The sequence below is a fragment of the Streptomyces sp. NBC_01237 genome (assembly GCF_035917275.1).
Taxonomy (GTDB): Bacteria; Actinomycetota; Actinomycetes; order Streptomycetales; family Streptomycetaceae; genus Streptomyces.
The window spans coordinates 6,211,933-6,229,160 of sequence record NZ_CP108508.1; the positions used below are offsets into that span (position 1 = coordinate 6,211,933).

Sequence of the window (17,228 nt, forward strand, 5' to 3'; positions counted from 1 at the left end):
GTGAGTGCTGACCCGACGACGGTGCTCGCCTTCGAGACCGACTGCCACATCTTCGACGGGTGTGGCTTCCCGGCTCCTGGCCTGCACTCCTTTGTATTCGAGCCGATGTTCACCGTCGGCGGCATCGACATCAGCAAGCCGATGCTGCTGGCGGTCCTGAGCACCGTTGTCGTCGTCGGCTTCTTCTGGGCGGCTTTCAACAAGCCGAAGCTGGTGCCCGGAAAGCTGCAGATGGTGGCCGAGACGGGTTACGACTTCATCCGCACCGGTGTGGTGTACGAGACGCTCGGCAAGCGCGAGGGCAAGAAGTACGTGCCCCTCATGGTCTCGCTGTTCTTCTTCATCTGGATCATGAACATCTGGGCGATCATTCCGCTCGCCCAGTTCCCGGTGCCCTCGGTCATCGGCTTCCCGGTGGCCCTGGCCGCGATCGTGTACGTCCTGTGGGTCAGTCTGACCTTCAAGCGTCACGGTTTCGTCGGTGGCTGGAAGAACATCGCGGGCTACGACAAAACGCTCGGCCCGGCACTTCCGTTCGTCATGGTCATCGAGCTCTTCTCGAACCTGCTGATCCGGCCGTTCACGCACGCCGTGCGACTCTTCGCGAACATGTTCGCCGGTCACGTGCTGCTGCTGATCTTCACCATCGCCAGCTGGTACCTGCTGAACGGCATCGGCATCGCCTACGCCGGTGTCTCCTTCGTGATGGTCCTGCTGATGACCGTCTTCGAGCTGTTCATCCAGGCGCTGCAGGCCTACGTCTTTGTCCTCCTGGCCTGCAACTACGTTCAGGGCGCTCTCGCCGAGCACCACTGACCGGCCGGCCACACCCCGATAGTCGTCCGGTGGCCAACCCCCACCGGTCCTGAAAGAGAAGGAAGAAACGGCATGTCCGCTCTTGAGACCCTCGCCGCCGTCAACATCCAGGGCAACCTCGGTTCCATCGGCTACGGCCTGGCCGCCATCGGCCCCGGCGTCGGCGTCGGCATCATCTTCGGAAACGGCACCCAGGCGCTGGCCCGCCAGCCCGAGGCTGCCGGTCTGATCCGTGCCAACCAGATCCTCGGCTTCGTGCTCTGTGAGGCGCTGGCCCTGATCGGCCTCGTCATGCCCTTCGTCTACCCGGTCGACTAATCGCGGCATTCCTTACCGCCCGATTCGACGAAAGGCATTGATGTGATCGCCCACCAGCTGGCGTCAGAGGAGATTCAGAACCCTCTGCTCCCGGCGGTCCCCGAGATCGTCATTGGTCTGATCGCCTTCGCCATCGTCTTCGGCATCCTCGCCAAGAAGCTCCTCCCGAACATCAACAAGGTTCTGGAAGAGCGCCGCGAGGCCATCGAAGGCGGTATCGAGAAGGCCGATGCAGCCCAGACCGAGGCGCAGAGCGTTCTTGAGCAGTACAAGGCTCAGCTCGCCGAGGCGCGCCACGAGGCCGCCCGCATGCGCCAGGAGGCGCAGGAGCAGGGTGCCGTCATCATCCAGGAGATGAAGGCGGAAGGTCAGCGGCAGCGCGAAGAGATCATCGCCGCCGGCCACGCCCAGATCGAGGCCGACCGCAAGGCCGCGGCGTCCGCGCTGCGCCAGGACGTGGGCAAGCTCGCCACCGACCTGGCCGGCAAGCTTGTCGGCGAGTCCCTCGAGGACCACGCCCGGCAGAGCGGCACCGTGGACCGGTTCCTCGACGAGCTCGAGGCGAAGGCCGAGGCTGTCCGATGAACGGCGCGAGCCGCGAGGCACTGGCAGCCGCACGTGAGCGTCTCGACGCGCTGACCGACAACACGTCGGTCGACGCGGCGAAGCTCGCCGAGGACCTGGCAGCCGTCACCGCGCTGCTCGACCGCGAGGTTTCCCTGCGGCGGGTCCTCACCGACCCGGCGCAGAGCGGCGAGAGCAAGGCCGAGCTGGCCGGACGACTGCTGAGCGGTCAGGTGGGCGGCGAAGCCGTGGACCTGATCTCCGGCATGGTCCGCTCCCGCTGGTCGCAGTCCCGCGAACTGGTGGACTCGGTCGAGGAGCTGGCGAACACCGCAGACCTCACCGCGGCCCAGCGCAGCGGCGCACTCGACGACGTCGAGGACGAGCTGTTCCGGTTCGGCCGGATCGTCGGCTCCGACACGGGCCTGCGTTCCGCGCTCACCAGCCGTACGGCCACCACCGCCGCCAAGAGCGAGCTGCTGCGCAGCCTGCTCGGTGGCAAGGCACAGCCGGTGACCGAGCGCATCGTCACGCGCCTCGTGACCCAGCCCCGGGGACGTAGCCTGGAGGCGGGACTCGACTCCCTGTCCAGGCTCGCCGCGGAGCGACGGGACCGCATGGTCGCCGTGGTCACCTCGGCGGTACCGCTGAGCGACCGGCAGAAGCAGCGCCTCGGCGCCGCACTCGCCACGATCTACGGTCGGCAGATGCACCTGAACCTGGACGTGGACCCCGCGGTCCTCGGCGGGATCTCGGTGCGCGTCGGTGACGAGGTCATCAACGGCACCATCGCGGACCGCCTCGACGAGGCGACCCGTCGCATGGCCGGCTGACACAGCGCAGCGCAACAGAAACCAAGCAAGACCAGCGGCCCGGTTGGGCCGTGCAGAAATTGCAGAAGATTCCTGGGGGTCGGCCCCCAGACCCCCTTAAGAAACTTCGGGCCCAACAAGGAGAGCAGGGAACCCAGATGGCGGAGCTCACGATCCGGCCGGAGGAGATCCGGGACGCGCTGGAGAACTTTGTCCAGTCGTACAAGCCGGACGCGGCCTCGCGCGAGGAGGTCGGTACGGTCAGCGTTGCCGGTGACGGCATCGCAAAGGTGGAGGGCCTGCCCTCCGCCATGGCGAACGAGCTGCTGAAGTTCGAGGACGGCACCCTCGGTCTCGCCCTCAACCTTGAGGAGCGCGAGATCGGTGCCATCGTCCTCGGCGAGTTCAGCGGCATCGAGGAGGGCCAGCCGGTGCAGCGCACCGGTGAGGTGCTCTCCGTCGGCGTCGGCGAGGGATACCTCGGCCGCGTCGTCGACCCGCTCGGCAACCCGATCGACGGTCTCGGCGAGATCGCGACCGACAGCCGCCGCGCCCTCGAGCTGCAGGCCCCTGGCGTCATGGTCCGTAAGTCGGTGCACGAGCCGATGCAGACCGGCTACAAGGCCGTCGACGCCATGGTGCCGATCGGCCGCGGCCAGCGTCAGCTGATCATTGGTGACCGTCAGACCGGCAAGACCGCTCTGGCCGTCGACACGATCATCAACCAGCGCGACAACTGGCGCTCGGGCGACGTGAACAAGCAGGTGCGCTGCATCTACGTCGCCATCGGTCAGAAGGGCTCCACCATCGCCTCCGTGCGTGGTGCGCTCGAAGAGGCCGGCGCGCTGGAGTACACGACCATCGTCGCCGCCCCGGCGTCCGACCCGGCCGGCTTCAAGTACCTGGCGCCGTACACCGGTTCGGCCATCGGCCAGCACTGGATGTACCAGGGCAAGCACGTCCTGATCATCTTCGACGACCTTTCGAAGCAGGCCGACGCCTACCGCGCCGTGTCGCTTCTGCTGCGCCGTCCGCCGGGCCGTGAGGCCTACCCGGGCGACGTCTTCTACCTGCACTCGCGTCTGCTGGAGCGCTGCGCGAAGCTCTCCGACGAGATGGGTGCCGGTTCGATGACCGGTCTGCCGATCGTCGAGACCAAGGCGAACGACGTGTCGGCGTTCATTCCGACCAACGTCATCTCCATCACCGACGGCCAGTGCTTCCTGGAGTCCGACCTGTTCAACGCGGGTCAGCGTCCGGCGCTCAACGTCGGTATCTCGGTCTCCCGAGTCGGTGGCTCCGCCCAGCACAAGGCCATGAAGCAGGTCTCCGGCCGGCTTCGCGTGGACCTCGCCCAGTACCGCGAACTGGAGGCGTTCGCCGCCTTCGGTTCCGACCTGGACGCGGCGTCCAAGGCGTCGCTGGAGCGCGGTAAGCGCATGGTCGAGCTGCTGAAGCAGCCGCAGTACGCCCCGTTCCCGATGGAGGAGCAGGTCGTCTCGGTCTGGGCCGGTACCACGGGCAAGATGGACGACGTCCCGGTCGAGGACATCCGTCGCTTCGAGGGCGAGCTGCTGGAGTACCTGCGCCGTGAGCGCAAGGACCTCCTGACCAGCATCGCCGAGGGCGGCAAGATGTCCGACGACACGCTGCAGTCGATCGCCGACGCGATCGCCGCCTTCAAGCAGCAGTTCGAGACCTCGGACGGCAAGCTTCTGGGCGAGGGCTGATCGATGGGCGCTCAGCTTCGCGTTTACAAGCGCCGCATCCAAGCCGTCACCGCGACCAAGAAGATCACCAAGGCGATGGAGATGATCGCCGCCTCGCGCATCGTCAAGGCGCAGCGCAAGGTGGCGGCGTCGATGCCGTACGCGACCGAGCTCACCCGTGCGGTGACCGCGGTCGCGACCGGCTCCACCACCAAGCACCCGCTCACCACCGAGGCCGAGGCCCCGGCCCGGGCCGCGGTCCTGCTCATCACGAGCGACCGCGGTCTGGCCGGCGGCTACTCCTCCAACGCCATCAAGGCGGCGGAGCGGCTGAGGGAGCGGCTCGCGGCTGAGGGCAAGGCGGTCGACACCTACATCGTCGGCCGCAAGGGCGTCGCCTACTACGGCTTCCGCGAGCGCAAGGTCGAGGAGTCGTGGACCGGCTTCACCGACAGCCCGGCGTACTCGGATGCCAAGAACATCGCCGCGCCGCTGATCGAGGCCATCACGGCGCCGACGGCCGAGGGCGGCGTGGACGAGCTGCACATCGTCTTCACGGAATTCGTGTCGATGATGACGCAGAACCCGGTGGACAACCGGATGCTGCCGCTGTCGCTCGACACGGTCGTGGAGGAGAGCAGCACGAAGGGCGAGATCCTTCCGCTGTTCGACTTCGAGCCGTCGGCGGAGGACGTCCTCGACGCCCTCCTGCCGCGCTACGTCGAGAGCCGCATCTACAACGCGCTGCTGCAGGCCGCCGCTTCCGAGCACGCTGCCCGTCGCCGCGCGATGAAGTCGGCCACCGACAACGCCGGGGATCTCATCAAGAGCCTCTCCCGGCTTGCCAACGCGGCCCGCCAGGCCGAAATCACCCAGGAAATCAGCGAGATCGTCGGCGGTGCCAGTGCTCTGGCCGACGCGACCGCGGGGAGTGACAAGTAATGACGACCACAGTTGAGACGGCCGCTGCCACGGGCCGCGTCGCCCGGGTCATCGGCCCGGTCGTCGACGTGGAGTTCCCCGTCGACGCGATGCCGGAGATCTACAACGCGCTGCACGTCCAGGTCGACGACCCGGCCGAGGAGGGCGCTCGCAAGACGCTGACCCTCGAAGTCGCCCAGCACCTGGGTGACGGCGTGGTCCGTGCGATCTCGATGCAGCCCACCGACGGTCTGGTCCGCCAGGCCCCGGTGACCGACACGGGCGCGGGCATCACCGTCCCGGTCGGTGACATCACCAAGGGCAAGGTGTTCAACACCCTCGGCCGGATCCTGAACGAGCCGGAGGCCGAGGCGCAGATCACCGACCGCTGGCCGATCCACCGCAAGGCCCCGGCCTTCGACCAGCTCGAGTCGAAGACCGAGATGTTCGAGACCGGCCTGAAGGTCGTCGACCTGCTGACCCCGTACGTCAAGGGCGGCAAGATCGGTCTGTTCGGTGGTGCGGGCGTCGGCAAGACGGTCCTCATCCAGGAAATGATCATGCGTGTGGCGAAGCTGCACGACGGTGTGTCGGTGTTCGCCGGTGTCGGTGAGCGCACCCGTGAGGGCAACGACCTCATCGACGAGATGACCGAGTCGGGCGTCCTGGAGAAGACCGCGCTGGTCTTCGGCCAGATGGACGAGCCGCCGGGCACCCGTCTGCGGGTCGCGCTGTCCGCCCTGACCATGGCGGAGTACTTCCGCGATGTGCAGAAGCAGGACGTGCTGCTCTTCATCGACAACATCTTCCGCTTCACGCAGGCCGGTTCCGAGGTCTCCACGCTGCTCGGCCGTATGCCGTCCGCGGTGGGTTACCAGCCGACCCTGGCCGACGAGATGGGTGTGCTCCAGGAGCGCATCACCTCGACGCGTGGTCACTCGATCACCTCGATGCAGGCGATCTACGTCCCCGCGGACGACCTGACCGACCCGGCCCCGGCCACCACGTTCGCCCACCTCGACGCGACGACGGTTCTTTCCCGTCCGATCTCCGAGAAGGGCATCTACCCGGCCGTGGACCCGCTGGACTCCACGTCCCGCATCCTGGACCCGCGCTACATCGCGCAGGACCACTACGACACGGCCAGCCGTGTCAAGGGAATCCTGCAGAAGTACAAGGACCTCCAGGACATCATCGCGATCCTCGGTATCGACGAGCTGGGCGAGGAGGACAAGCTCGTTGTCCACCGTGCCCGTCGCGTCGAGCGCTTCCTGTCGCAGAACACCCACGCCGCCAAGCAGTTCACCGGCCTGGACGGTTCGGACGTGCCGCTCGACGAGTCGATCGCCGCGTTCAACTCGATCTGCGACGGTGAGTACGACCACTTCCCGGAGCAGGCGTTCTTCATGTGCGGTGGCATTGAGGACCTCAAGGCCAACGCCAAGGAGCTCGGCGTCTCCTGAGCCTCCGGCTCACCGAGGGGGGTGGGTGTGTCCCGCCCCCCTCACCACGCCCCGTAGAATTGACCCAACACCCGGCTCGACGGCCGGGTGGTGACCCGAGGAGCCACCCTTGGCTGCTGAGCTGCATGTCGAGCTGGTCGCCGCGGACCGCAGCGTCTGGTCCGGCGAGGCCACCCTGGTCGTCGCGCGTACCACGTCCGGCGACATCGGCGTCATGCCCGGTCACCAGCCGCTTCTCGGTGTGCTGGAATCGGGCCCGGTGACGATCCGTACGAGCGCCGGCGAGACCGTCGTCGTCGCTGTCCACGGCGGGTTCATCTCGTTCGCGGACAACAAGCTGTCGCTGCTGGCGGAAGTCGCCGAGCTGGCGGACGAGATCGATGTCCAGCGCGCCGAGCGTGCGCTGGAGCGCGCGAAGTCGGACACGGACGCCGCTGCCGAGCGGCGCGCCGATGTGCGACTGCGTGCGGTGGCGGTGCACTAGCACCCCCGCAAGAAGTTTTTTCCTCAGCCGCGGCCCGAGCTGGAATTATCCAGACCGTGTCGCGGCTGAGGCGATGCAGGTGCAATTCGGTTCGGTTCGGTATCCGTTACTCGACGATGCGAGGAGGTCGGTGAGATGGTCCTCGCTTTGTGGGTGGGCGGTCTGGTCGTCGTGCTGGTCGTGGTGGGTCTGTTCGTCTTCGGTCTGCGCCGACGGCTGATCCAGCGTTCCGGCGGAACCTTCGACTGCAGTCTGCGCTGGAACGTGTCCGAGGAGCCGGATTCCTCCGGCAAGGGCTGGGTGTACGGCGTCGCGCGGTACAGCGGCGACCGGGTCGACTGGTTCCGGGTCTTCTCCTACGCGCCCCGCCCCCGTCGTGCCCTGGAGCGCTCGTCGATCGAGGTGGTCTCCCGCCGTCTGCCCGAAGGCGAGGAGGAGCTCGCGCTATTGTCCGATTCCGTCGTGCTCGGCTGTCTCCACCGTGAGACGCGCCTGGAGCTGGCGATGAGCGAGGACGCCCTGACCGGCTTCCTCGCCTGGCTGGAGGCGGCACCGCCCGGCCAGCGGGTGAATGTGGCCTGAGGCCCACCGTCCTACCGGACCTGCGGCCCCGGCGAACAGGGCCCGTGGGTCCTGACGCGTGGGCTGGACCCGACGGTCCTGACGCGTGGGCTGGACCCGGCGTGCACAGCCTGAGGACAACCCGGCGTGGATGACCTGAGGGCAACCCGGCGTACACAGCTTGAGGGCAACCCGGCGTGGACGTCCTGAGGCGACCCGGCGTACACAGCCTGAGGGCAACCCGGCGTGGACGTCCTGAGGCGACCCGGCGTACATGACCTCAGGCCCGCGCGTTCCGTCGCGTGGGCCCGGAAGGTCGTGCGCCCGTACGGGGACACGCGAAAAACCGGGGAGACAGGGGGCGGACCTGTCTCCCCGGTGCTTTCGGGGTGGCACCGGTGGTGCGAGTGGTGCCGGTATCGCGGTTCCTACGGCGTGGGGATTACTGGAGACCGCTGCCCATCGCGCTCACGAGCTCGCCGTTGGCGGTGTCACCGCTGAACTCCCAGAAGAACGCGCCTCCCAGGCCCTGGTTCTTCGCCCAGGTCATCTTCGCGCCGATGGTGGCCGGGGTGTCGTAGCTCCACCAGTTGGTGCCGCAGTGGGCGTACGCGGTGCCCGCGACGGTGCCGGTGGCGGGGCAGGTGTTCTTCAGGACCTTGTAGTCCTCGATGCCCGCTTCGTACGTGCCGGGGGCCGCGCCGGTCGCCGTGCCGCCGGGTGCGGCCTGGGTGACGCCGGTCCAGCCGCGGCCGTAGAAGCCGATGCCGAGGAGCAACTTCTTGGCCGGTACGCCCTTGGCCTTCAGCTTGGCGATCGCGTCGGCGGAGTTGAAGCCCGCCTGCGGGATGCCGGCGTAGGAGGTGAGCGGGGAGTGCGGGGCCGTCGGGCCCTTGGCCGCCCAGGCGCCGAAGAAGTCGTAGGTCATCACGTTGTACCAGTCCATGGACTGGGCGGCGCCCGCGTAGTCGGCGGCGTCGATCTTGCCGCCGTCCGAGCCGTCCGCGGTGATCGCGGCGGTGACCAGGTTGCTCGTGCCGAACTTGGTGCGCAGCGCCGAGGCGAGGTTCTTCAGCGCGGCCGGGCCGCTGGTGTCACAGGTGAGACCACAGGCGTTGGGGTACTCCCAGTCGATGTCGATGCCGTCGAAGACATCGGCCCAGCGGGGGTCCTCGACCAGGTCGTAGCAGGACTGGGCGAACGCGGCCGGGTTCTGGGCCGCGGCACCGAAGCCGCCGGACCAGGTCCAGCCGCCGAAGGACCAGAGGATCTTGATGTGCGGGTACTTGGCCTTCAGCTTGCGCAGCTGGTTGAAGTTGCCGCGCAGCGGCTGGTCCCAGGTGTCGGCGACGCCGTCGACGGACTGGTCGGCGGTGTACGCCTTGTCGTAGTCGGCGTAGGAGTCACCGATGGTGCACTTGCCGCCCTGGACGTTGCCGAAGGCGTAGTTGATGTGCGTGATCTTCTGGGCGGAGCCCGAGGTCACCAGGTTCTTGACGTGGTAGTTGCGTCCGTAGACGCCCCAGTTGGTGAAGTAGCCGAGGTTGACCTTGTCACCGCCGGGGCCGGGGCCCGTGCCGCCACCGGTGGTGCGGACCTTGACGGCGCCGGAGACCGGGCCGGTCTGGTCGGCGGTGTCGCGGGCCTGCACGGTGTACGAGTAGTCGGTGCCCGCGGTGAGAGCGGTGTCGGTGTACGTCGTACCGGTGACCGTGGCGACCTTCGCGCCGTCGCGCAGGACGTCGTAGTTCTTGATGCCCTTGTCGTCCGTGGCGGCACTCCAGCCGAGCTTCGCCGAGGTGTCGGTGATGGCGCTCGCGGTGGGGGTGCCGGGCGCGGACGGGGCGTTGTCACCGGGAACGCTGCCGCCGTCGCAGGAGGCGCCGTTCAGCTTGCAGCCGGTGGGGGAGCCGGAGCCGGTGCCGTTGAAGCCGAAGCTGAGGCTGGCGCCCGGGGCGATCGATCCGTTCCAGCTGAGGTTCTTGGCGGTCCAGTGGTTTCCGGAGCTGGTGACGGTGGCGTCCCAGGCGGATCCGGCCGCGGTGCCCGCGGGGAAGTCCCACTCGATCGTCCAGGAGGAGAGGGCGGTGGTGCCGGTGTTCTTCACCGTCCACTGGCCCTCGAAGCCACTGCCCCAGTCGGACTTCTTGAGGTAGGTGGCGGTGGCCGAGGTGGCTGCCGATGCCGGGGATGCGAGGCCGACCATCGCGGCGAGGGGGAGCAGCAGGGCGGTGAAGCCCGCTACTGCCTTCGCCCTGCCGTTCCGGGTGAGGCTCCATCTGAATCTGGTCCGGCGTTGGGGGGTCTCAGTGCTCAACGGTGCTCCTCGGGTGAGGTCCGACATGCGGGGGTGATCCGTGGACTGCAAACCCTGCGCCGCCCTGAGCACGCTTTGTCATGGCGTACTCACCGCAGTGTGTTCGGTGAGATTAGGAAGGTCTGGACCAATCGTCAAGAGGTCTGGACCAAAGATCAGTTACCGGGGGTCGGACGAACCCTTGATCCCCAACTCCTGCGCGAGCACGGCGGCCTGTACCCGACTGCGCAGCCCCAGCTTCCCCAACAGCCTGCTGACGTGCGTCTTCACCGTCGCCTCCGCCATCGAGAGCCGCACCGCGATCTCCGCGTTCGACATCCCCTCACCCAGGCAGCCCAGAACTTCGCGCTCCCGCCGGGTGAGTGCGTCGAGCGCCGCCGGATCGGCCGTGCGCGCGGGGGTGTTCCCGGCGAACTCGGCGATCAGCCGACGGGTCACGGCCGGGGCGATCAGCCCCTCGCCGCGCGCCACCGTGCGTACCGCTTCGAGCAGATCGCGTGCGTCGGTGGTCTTCAGCAGAAAGCCCGCAGCCCCCGCGCGCAGCGCCCCGAAGACGTACTCGTCCAGGTCGAACGTGGTCAGCACGAGCACATCGGCCAGCCCCTCGGCCACCACCTGCCTCGTCGCCGACACCCCGTCCAGGCGTGGCATCTGCACATCCATCAGGACCAGATCGGGGCGCAGTTCGCGGGCGAGCCGCACGGCCTCCTCGCCGTCCCCCGCCTCCCCGACGACCTCGATGTCCGCCGCGCTGCCCAGGATCAGCACCAGCCCCGCGCGCACCGCGGACTGGTCCTCCGCGACCAGTACCCGGATCGTCATTCCCTCACCGCTCCGTCCTCGACGGGCAGTTCGGCCCGTACCCGCCAGATCTTCGTACCGTCGGCGCCGGGTTCGGCCGCCGCCGTGATGCTCCCGCCGAGCAGCGCCACCCGCTCCCGCATGCCCACGAGCCCGGCCCCCGCCCCCGGCGCCCGCGGTCCCGGACGGTCCCCGAACACACTGGTGACCTCGACCACGAGCACCCTCCCCGTCAGTTCGAGCCGCACCACGACCGGGCCCGGCGCGGCATGCTTCAGCGCGTTGGTCAGGGACTCCTGGGCGATGCGGTACCCGGCCAGCTCGACCGGCGCGGGCAGCGCCCCCGACTCCCCGCGGTTGTCCTCAAGTGTGCAGGTCAACCCGCTGGAAGTGGCGTTCGTCCGGGCCTGCTCGATGAGCGAGTCCAGCCCGTTGAGTGTCGGCGCCGCGCTCGGTTCCGCGTCCGCGCCGCCCTGGCGCAGCAGCCCGATCAGCCGGCGCATCTCGGCCAGCCCGGCGACGCTGTTCTCCCGGATCACCCCGAGCGCGCCGCGCGAGGTCTCCGGGTCGTCGATGGAGAGGGCGGCGGTGGAGTGGATGGCGATCGCCGACAGATGGTTGGCGACCATGTCGTGCAGCTCCCGCGCCATCCGGGACCGCTCGGCGACCACGGCCTGCGCACGGTCCATCTCGGCCAGCAGCGCCGTCTGATCGGCCCGCAGCCGGGCCGTCTCCGCCGCGTCGCGGTGGTTGCGCACGCTGACCCCGGTGATCGCGGGTGCGAACGAGACCAGGCCGGTGACGATGCCGATCAGCAGCGCCTCGGCATCGCGGAACCAGGCCAGGAAGCCGATGGTGACCCCGACCGTGATCAGGAACGAGGTCACCGGGATACGGCGGGCCGCGGACGGTGGCCCGTACAGCACGGCCGCGTAGACGAGGTCGGTGAACATCACCACGCTCGCCAGGTTTCCCCGGGTGAACTGGTCCGAGACCAGCGCGACTGTGCCGATGACCAGCGCGGTCTGCGGTGCGCTGCGCCGCAACAGCTCCAGCCCCGCCAGCACCGTGAGCGGCACCAGGGTGACCCAGGGGGCGTCGAAGAGGCGGCCGGCCTGCGTATGCAGACCGAGCAGCCAGAGGAACACACCGCAGAGGAGCCCGGCGGACGCGATGATGACGTCGTCGCGGTGCGGGCGGGTTACGGAGAACACCCCTCCATCCAACACGCAGGGTTCCCGCACGACGTCCCTACGGCGGGTGAGGCGTGGCTACATCGAACGATGCAGTCGTGATTCGTCACTGCCGACGACGAATCGGCGCCCCGCGGAGGGGAGTCTGGAAGCAACCGGAAGGAGAAGTGCCGTGATCGTCACTCTGATCGTGCTCTGCGAAGTCGCCTTCTGGGTGCTGCTCGCCGCGGGACTCGCGTTGCGGTACCTGGCGAAGAAGCCCAGGCTGGGCGCGGCCGTCCTGCTGTGCGAGCCGCTGCTGGAGGTGGTGCTGCTGGTGGTGACGGCGATCGACCTGAAGAACGGCACCGTGCCCGACTGGAAGCACGGACTGGCCGCCGTCTACATCGGCTTCACGGTGGGCCTCGGCCACTCCACCATCAAGTGGGTCGACGCACGCGTGGCCCATCGGTTCGCCGGCGGCCCGCCGCCCGTGAAGCCGCCGAAGTACGGCAAGGCGCGCGCCGTCCACGAATGGCGTACGGCCGCCCGCTGGACCGTCGCCGCCGCGACGGCGCTGGCTCTGCTCCAGGCGGCGATCTGGTACGTCGGGGGAGCCGGTGACACCAGTACGCTGCGTGGCTGGCAGCAGACGATGCTGTGGGTGATCGGCATCAACCTGATCATCGCCGTGAGCTACACGGTCTTCCCGAAGCCGGAGCCGAAGGGCGTGCGGGACCGGGACCGGGAACGGATCGACCACTAGACGGTCTCGTCGAGGTCCCGGACACGGTCCGGGGCCTCCCGCTCAGGGCGCGCAGGGTGCCGGCGTGGGGTCAGCGTTCCCCGCCCGGCACCCACAGCACGTCCCCGACCTCCTTGTTCGCTGTCCTCGCGAGGATGAACAGGAGGTCGGAGAGGCGGTTGAGGTACGTCGCCGTCAGCGCGTTCATCACGTCCCCGTGCACCTCCAGCGCCGCCCAGGTGGACCGCTCGGCGCGGCGCACCACCGTGCACGCCTGGTGCAGCAGCGCCGCACCCGGCGTGCCGCCGGGAAGGATGAAGCTGCGCAGCTTCTCCAGCTCCTCCAGGAAGCTGTCGCAGTCCGCCTCCAGCTTGTCGATGTAGGACTGCTCGACGCGCAGCGGCGGGTACTTCGGGTCCTCGACGACCGGGGTCGAGAGGTCGGCGCCCACGTCGAAGAGGTCGTTCTGGACGCGTACGAGCACCTTCACGACGTCCTCGGACAGCTGCCCGAGCGCCACGGCCGTACCGATGACGGCGTTGGCCTCGTTGGCGTCGGCGTAGGCCGAGATCCGCAGATCGGTCTTGGCGGTCCGGCTCATGTCGCCGAGGGCGGTGGTGCCCTGGTCGCCGGTACGGGTGTAGATACGCGTCAGATTGACCATGCGGCCAGCCTAAGGGCTGGGGTCACGCCCCGGCCCTGCGGAAGACGCGTGTGCCCACCGTCACGGCCAGGGCGGCGAAGCCGGCGGTGACCAGGACCCCGTACAGCATGTGTGCCGAGGCGTACGAGCCCACATAGGCGTCCCGCACCGCGTCCACCGGATAGCGGAACGGCGTGAAGTGCGAGAGCACGTCCAGCCAGGCCGGGCCGAGCGTGATCGGGAGCATCAGCCCGGAGAGCAGCATGGCCGGCAGGGTGAGTGCGTTGATGACGGGCCCGAACTCCTGCGGGGTGCGGACCTTCAGGGCCAGTGCGTACGACAGCGAGGCGAGCGCGACGGTCAGCAGGCCGACGAACGCGAAGCCGATCAGGACTCCCGCCGGCGGCGCCCGCAACCCCATGACCAGGGCGGCCAGCACCAGCAGGACGGCCTGGAACATGAACAGCAGCGCGTCACGCAGGACCCGCCCGAGCAGCAGGGCGAGCCGGCTCACGGGCGTCACCCGCATCCGCTCCACCACCCCGGTCGACTTCTCGATGATCACCGAGAATCCGGCGAACGAGGCCCCGAACAAGCTGAGTTGGAGCAGTAGTCCTGGTACGAGGACCTGCCAGGAGTCCCCGGACGAGCCGAGCGGCAGACCGCTGAGCAGGGGGCCGAAGAGGAGCAGATAGAGCAGTGGCATCAGGGTGCCGAACAGCATCTGGAACCGGGAGCGCAGGGTCTGCCGGGCATACCGCCCGAAGATCAGCGCGGTGTCGCGGAAGAGCACGGAGAGGTCCTAAACGGTGAGAGGGGCGGCATCGGCGGGGGCGGCGGCGCGCCCGGTGATCGCGAGGAACGCCTCCTGGAGCGAGGCGGTGGCGGAGCCCGCGTGGGTGGCCTTCAGCCGGTCCGGCGTGCCCTGGGCCACGACCGTCCCCCGGTCGATCACGACGAGCCGGTCCGCGAGGGCGTCGGCCTCGTCGAGGTAGTGGGTGGTCAGGACGACGGCCGTGCCGTGGTCGTCGCGCAGCCGCCGCACCAGGTCCCACAGGTCGGCACGGCTGCCCGGGTCGAGGCCGGTGGTGGGCTCGTCGAGGAAGAGGACGGCGGGGCGGTGGGTGAGGCCCATCGCGATGTCGAGGCGCCGCCGCTGACCACCCGAGAGGGTGACCGCCTTGCGGTCGAGCAGCTCGTCGAGGCCGAGTTCGCGGGCCAGTTCCCCGGCGCGGGCGATCGCCTCCGCCTTGCTCAGCCGGTACAGCCGCCCCTGGGTGACGAGCTCCTCCCGCACGGTCAGCTGGGGGTCGACGCCGCCGGACTGGGCGACGTATCCGCACTTCTCGCGTACGCCGCCGGGGTCGTCGAACAGGTCGTGGCCCGCGACGGTGGCGGCCCCGCCGGTGGGGGTGAGCAGGGTGGTGAGCATGCGCAGGGTGGTGGTCTTGCCCGCGCCGTTGGGGCCGAGGAGGCCGACGATCTCACCCGGGAGGACGGTCAGGTCGATGGAGCGCACGGCCTCCACCGGGCCGTTCGGGGTCCGGAAGGTCTGGGCGAGTCCGGCCGTACTGATGATGGGCATGGCGACCACAAAAACAGATCCACTGAAAAATTGCAATGACCCCAAACTTTAATCGACTCCAGTTACGTGTCCGGATTCCGTGCCGTTCCCGTATCCGCCCTACGATGAGCCCATGGCTGAGGGACTCAGGGAACGCAAGAAGCGCCAGGCCAGGCAGCACATCTCGGATCTGGCGACCGGGCTGTTCCTCAAGTACGGCTTCGTCACGGTGACCGTCGCCGAGGTCGCGGAGCTGGCGGATGTCTCCGTGAACACCGTCTACAACTACTTCCCGGCCAAGGAGGACCTCTTCCTCGACCGGATGAAGGGCGTCAGCCAGCGCGTCGCCCGTTTCGTCCGCGCCCGCGACAAGGGGGAGTCCGCTGCCGAGGCGGTCCTGCGCGAACTGCGCGCCGCCGTCGTCGCCGTCTCCCCGGAGTACGGACTGATGGACGGCTTCGCCGACTTCATGCGGGTCATCGAGGAGGCGCCCACCCTCAAGGCCCGCCTCTGGTACCTCCAGCAGGAGATCCTCCAGGCCGTCGTCGGCGCCCTGCGCGAGGAGACCGGCGCGGCGCCGGACGACCCGATGCCGCTCCTCGTCGGCGGTCAGATCACCTGGATCGAGGGCGCGCTCGTCGGCTACATCAGCCAGGAGATGACGGCGGGCCGCAAGGCGGTCGAGGTCTCCCGCGACGCCCTGGCCGTCCTGGACGAGATCGAGGAGATGCTCGGCGAGAAGGTCCTCAACTACGCGCGGCGTGCCACCGAATGACGTGTGCCGGTGTGATGTCCGTCATTTGAGACGTGACGCGCATCTCTTCGCCGCCCCACGGTCCCTCACGGGTACTAACCTCCGCCGAAGAACATGTGAACAACTGCTGGGACCAGCCCATCGCGGCGAACAGAAACCAAGGGGTGCGAACGTGGCCAGGAAGCTCGCCGTCATCGGGGCCGGACTCATGGGATCCGGAATCGCGCAGGTGTCCGCCCAGGCGGGCTGGGACGTCGTGCTGCGCGATGTGACCGACGCGGCGCTGACCCGCGGCCGCGACGGCATCACGGCCTCGTACGACAAGTTCGTCTCCAAGGGCAAGCTGTCGGCGGCCGACGCGGAGGCCGCGCTCGCCCGCATCACCACGACCACCGATCTCGACGCCGTCGCCGACGCGGATGTCGTCGTGGAGGCCGTCTTCGAGAAGCTGGAGGTCAAGCACGAGATCTTCCGGAGCCTCGACAAGGTCGTCCGCGAGGACACCGTGCTGGCCTCCAACACCTCCGCCATCCCGATCACCAAGATCGCGGCCGTGACGGAGCGCCCGGAGCGCGTCGTCGGCGTGCACTTCTTCTCGCCGGTCCCAATGATGCAGCTCTGCGAACTGGTACGGGGCTACAAGACCAGCGACGAAACCCTCGCCACCGCAAGGGAGTTCGCCGAGTCCGTCGGCAAGACCTGCATCGTCGTCAACCGGGACGTCGCGGGCTTCGTCACCACCCGGCTGATCTCCGCGCTGGTCGTGGAGGCCGCCAAGCTGTACGAGTCGGGCGTCGCCTCCGCCGAGGACATCGACACCGCCTGCAAGCTGGGCTTCGGGCACGCCATGGGCCCGCTCGCCACGGCCGACCTGACCGGCGTCGACATCCTGCTGCACGCCACCGGAAACATCTACACCGAGTCGCAGGACGAGAAGTTCGCCGCCCCGGAGCTGATGCGCCGGATGGTCGATGCAGGTGACATCGGCCGCAAGAGCGGGCAGGGCTTCTACACGTACTGACCGTTCTCCGCCCCCGGCCGCCTGATCCGCCGTCAGCCGGGGCCGGGGGGCGCCGGGGGTCACCCCCCGGCCGCGGTCGGATCTCAGCGGACTGTTGTCACCCCAGGGGGTGAATTCGGTATCGGTTCGCTCACAGACGGCAACTTCTCTGTCGTTGCGGCAGTCAGTTGTGGCAGAGAACAGGACAGACAGACGGACCTTGCAACGGAGCAATCCCGGGGAGCGCATATGCATATCAGGGGCGACCACGCCGAGCTGGTCGTCGGGGGCCGCCTCGACGTCCGAAGCGCGGCGGACGCCCGTACGGTCCTGCATTCGGCCGTCGACGACGGAGTCGGCGATCTGGTGCTGGACCTGACCGAGCTGGATTCCTGGGACGCCACCGGACTCGGCGTCATCATGGGCGCGCACCGCCGGGCCGGCCGGGCCGGGCGACGCCTGGTGCTGCGCGGCGTACCGCCGCAGATGCAGCGGCTGCTGGTGGCCACCAGACTGCATCGCATTCTGGCCATCGAGGGTGGAATCGCCGCAGACTCCCTGCCGCGTGTGTAGAGGTACCCCAC

Annotated in this window: 19 protein-coding genes; 13 read left to right on the forward strand and 6 right to left on the reverse strand. The window is 68.6% G+C overall.

Annotation, left to right across the window (positions count from 1 at the left end):
* From atpB to OG251_RS27850, 9 genes are all read left to right on the forward strand, one after another.
* The gene (gene atpB, locus OG251_RS27810) at window positions 1-816 is read left to right on the forward strand and encodes a F0F1 ATP synthase subunit A (RefSeq protein WP_326679685.1); all 816 of its coding nucleotides are present in this window, start codon (window positions 1-3) and stop codon (window positions 814-816) included.
* 72 nt (window positions 817-888) lie between these two features.
* The gene (locus OG251_RS27815; protein ID WP_326679686.1) at window positions 889-1,134 is read left to right on the forward strand and encodes a F0F1 ATP synthase subunit C; all 246 of its coding nucleotides are present in this window, start codon (window positions 889-891) and stop codon (window positions 1,132-1,134) included.
* Between the two features lie 42 nt (window positions 1,135-1,176).
* The gene (locus OG251_RS27820; protein WP_442818381.1) at window positions 1,177-1,719 is read left to right on the forward strand and encodes a F0F1 ATP synthase subunit B; all 543 of its coding nucleotides are present in this window, start codon (window positions 1,177-1,179) and stop codon (window positions 1,717-1,719) included.
* On the forward strand, window positions 1,716-2,531 hold the full coding sequence (locus OG251_RS27825; protein ID WP_326679687.1) for a F0F1 ATP synthase subunit delta: 816 nt from the start codon (window positions 1,716-1,718) through the stop codon (window positions 2,529-2,531). Before OG251_RS27820 ends, OG251_RS27825 begins: the two co-directional genes overlap by 4 nt.
* A 137-nt stretch (window positions 2,532-2,668) precedes the next feature.
* Complete coding sequence (gene atpA, locus OG251_RS27830) at window positions 2,669-4,240, forward strand: F0F1 ATP synthase subunit alpha (protein ID WP_266802808.1); 1,572 nt, start codon at window positions 2,669-2,671, stop codon at window positions 4,238-4,240.
* A gap of 3 nt (window positions 4,241-4,243) precedes the next feature.
* Entirely contained in the window at window positions 4,244-5,161 is a 918-nt protein-coding gene (locus OG251_RS27835; protein ID WP_073727282.1) for a F0F1 ATP synthase subunit gamma, read from the forward strand.
* Window positions 5,161-6,603 (forward strand): F0F1 ATP synthase subunit beta, encoded by a 1,443-nt coding sequence (gene atpD / locus OG251_RS27840; RefSeq protein ID WP_326679688.1) that lies wholly within the window; start codon window positions 5,161-5,163, stop codon window positions 6,601-6,603. The genes OG251_RS27835 and atpD overlap by 1 nt, the downstream gene beginning before the upstream one ends.
* A 109-nt stretch (window positions 6,604-6,712) precedes the next feature.
* Window positions 6,713-7,087 (forward strand): F0F1 ATP synthase subunit epsilon, encoded by a 375-nt coding sequence (locus tag OG251_RS27845; protein WP_073727278.1) that lies wholly within the window; start codon window positions 6,713-6,715, stop codon window positions 7,085-7,087.
* A 135-nt stretch (window positions 7,088-7,222) separates the two neighbouring features.
* The gene (locus OG251_RS27850) at window positions 7,223-7,669 is read left to right on the forward strand and encodes a DUF2550 domain-containing protein (RefSeq protein ID WP_326679689.1); all 447 of its coding nucleotides are present in this window, start codon (window positions 7,223-7,225) and stop codon (window positions 7,667-7,669) included.
* A gap of 421 nt (window positions 7,670-8,090) precedes the next feature.
* On the opposite strand, the gene OG251_RS27855 is transcribed toward OG251_RS27850, so the two are convergent.
* From OG251_RS27855 to OG251_RS27865, 3 genes are all read right to left on the reverse strand, one after another.
* Entirely contained in the window at window positions 8,091-9,965 is a 1,875-nt protein-coding gene (locus tag OG251_RS27855) for a glycoside hydrolase family 18 chitinase (protein ID WP_326679690.1), read from the reverse strand.
* 159 nt (window positions 9,966-10,124) lie between these two features.
* The gene (locus OG251_RS27860) at window positions 10,125-10,787 is read right to left on the reverse strand and encodes a response regulator transcription factor (RefSeq protein WP_326679691.1); all 663 of its coding nucleotides are present in this window, start codon (window positions 10,785-10,787) and stop codon (window positions 10,125-10,127) included.
* Window positions 10,784-11,980, reverse strand: a complete 1,197-nt coding sequence (locus tag OG251_RS27865; protein ID WP_326679692.1) for a sensor histidine kinase — start codon at window positions 11,978-11,980, stop codon at window positions 10,784-10,786. The genes OG251_RS27860 and OG251_RS27865 overlap by 4 nt, the downstream gene beginning before the upstream one ends.
* Window positions 11,981-12,131: 151 nt before the next feature.
* Here OG251_RS27865 and OG251_RS27870 point away from each other — a divergent pair, with 151 nt between their 5' ends.
* On the forward strand, window positions 12,132-12,704 hold the full coding sequence (locus OG251_RS27870) for a hypothetical protein (RefSeq protein WP_326679693.1): 573 nt from the start codon (window positions 12,132-12,134) through the stop codon (window positions 12,702-12,704).
* A 70-nt stretch (window positions 12,705-12,774) separates the two neighbouring features.
* Here the strand turns inward: OG251_RS27870 and OG251_RS27875 are convergent, their stop codons facing one another.
* Genes OG251_RS27875 through OG251_RS27885 form a run of 3 tightly spaced genes read right to left on the reverse strand, consistent with a single transcriptional unit; the run spans window position 12,775 to window position 14,911 of the window.
* Window positions 12,775-13,347, reverse strand: coding sequence for a cob(I)yrinic acid a,c-diamide adenosyltransferase (locus tag OG251_RS27875; protein WP_073727266.1), 573 nt, complete (start codon window positions 13,345-13,347; stop codon window positions 12,775-12,777).
* Window positions 13,348-13,369: 22 nt separating this feature from the next.
* Complete coding sequence (locus tag OG251_RS27880) at window positions 13,370-14,119, reverse strand: ABC transporter permease (RefSeq protein WP_326679694.1); 750 nt, start codon at window positions 14,117-14,119, stop codon at window positions 13,370-13,372.
* A 9-nt stretch (window positions 14,120-14,128) separates the two neighbouring features.
* Entirely contained in the window at window positions 14,129-14,911 is a 783-nt protein-coding gene (locus tag OG251_RS27885) for an ABC transporter ATP-binding protein (RefSeq protein WP_326679695.1), read from the reverse strand.
* Between the two features lie 112 nt (window positions 14,912-15,023).
* On the opposite strand from OG251_RS27885, the gene OG251_RS27890 reads away from it, so the two are divergent.
* From OG251_RS27890 to OG251_RS27900, 3 genes are all read left to right on the forward strand, one after another.
* On the forward strand, window positions 15,024-15,665 hold the full coding sequence (locus tag OG251_RS27890) for a TetR/AcrR family transcriptional regulator (protein WP_326679696.1): 642 nt from the start codon (window positions 15,024-15,026) through the stop codon (window positions 15,663-15,665).
* Window positions 15,666-15,816: 151 nt separating this feature from the next.
* Window positions 15,817-16,665: a 3-hydroxyacyl-CoA dehydrogenase family protein gene (locus tag OG251_RS27895; RefSeq protein ID WP_326679697.1), complete on the forward strand. Its 849-nt coding sequence runs from the start codon at window positions 15,817-15,819 to the stop codon at window positions 16,663-16,665.
* Window positions 16,666-16,893: 228 nt separating this feature from the next.
* On the forward strand, window positions 16,894-17,217 hold the full coding sequence (locus OG251_RS27900) for an STAS domain-containing protein (protein WP_030117666.1): 324 nt from the start codon (window positions 16,894-16,896) through the stop codon (window positions 17,215-17,217).
* The last annotated feature ends 11 nt before the right edge of the window (window positions 17,218-17,228 follow it).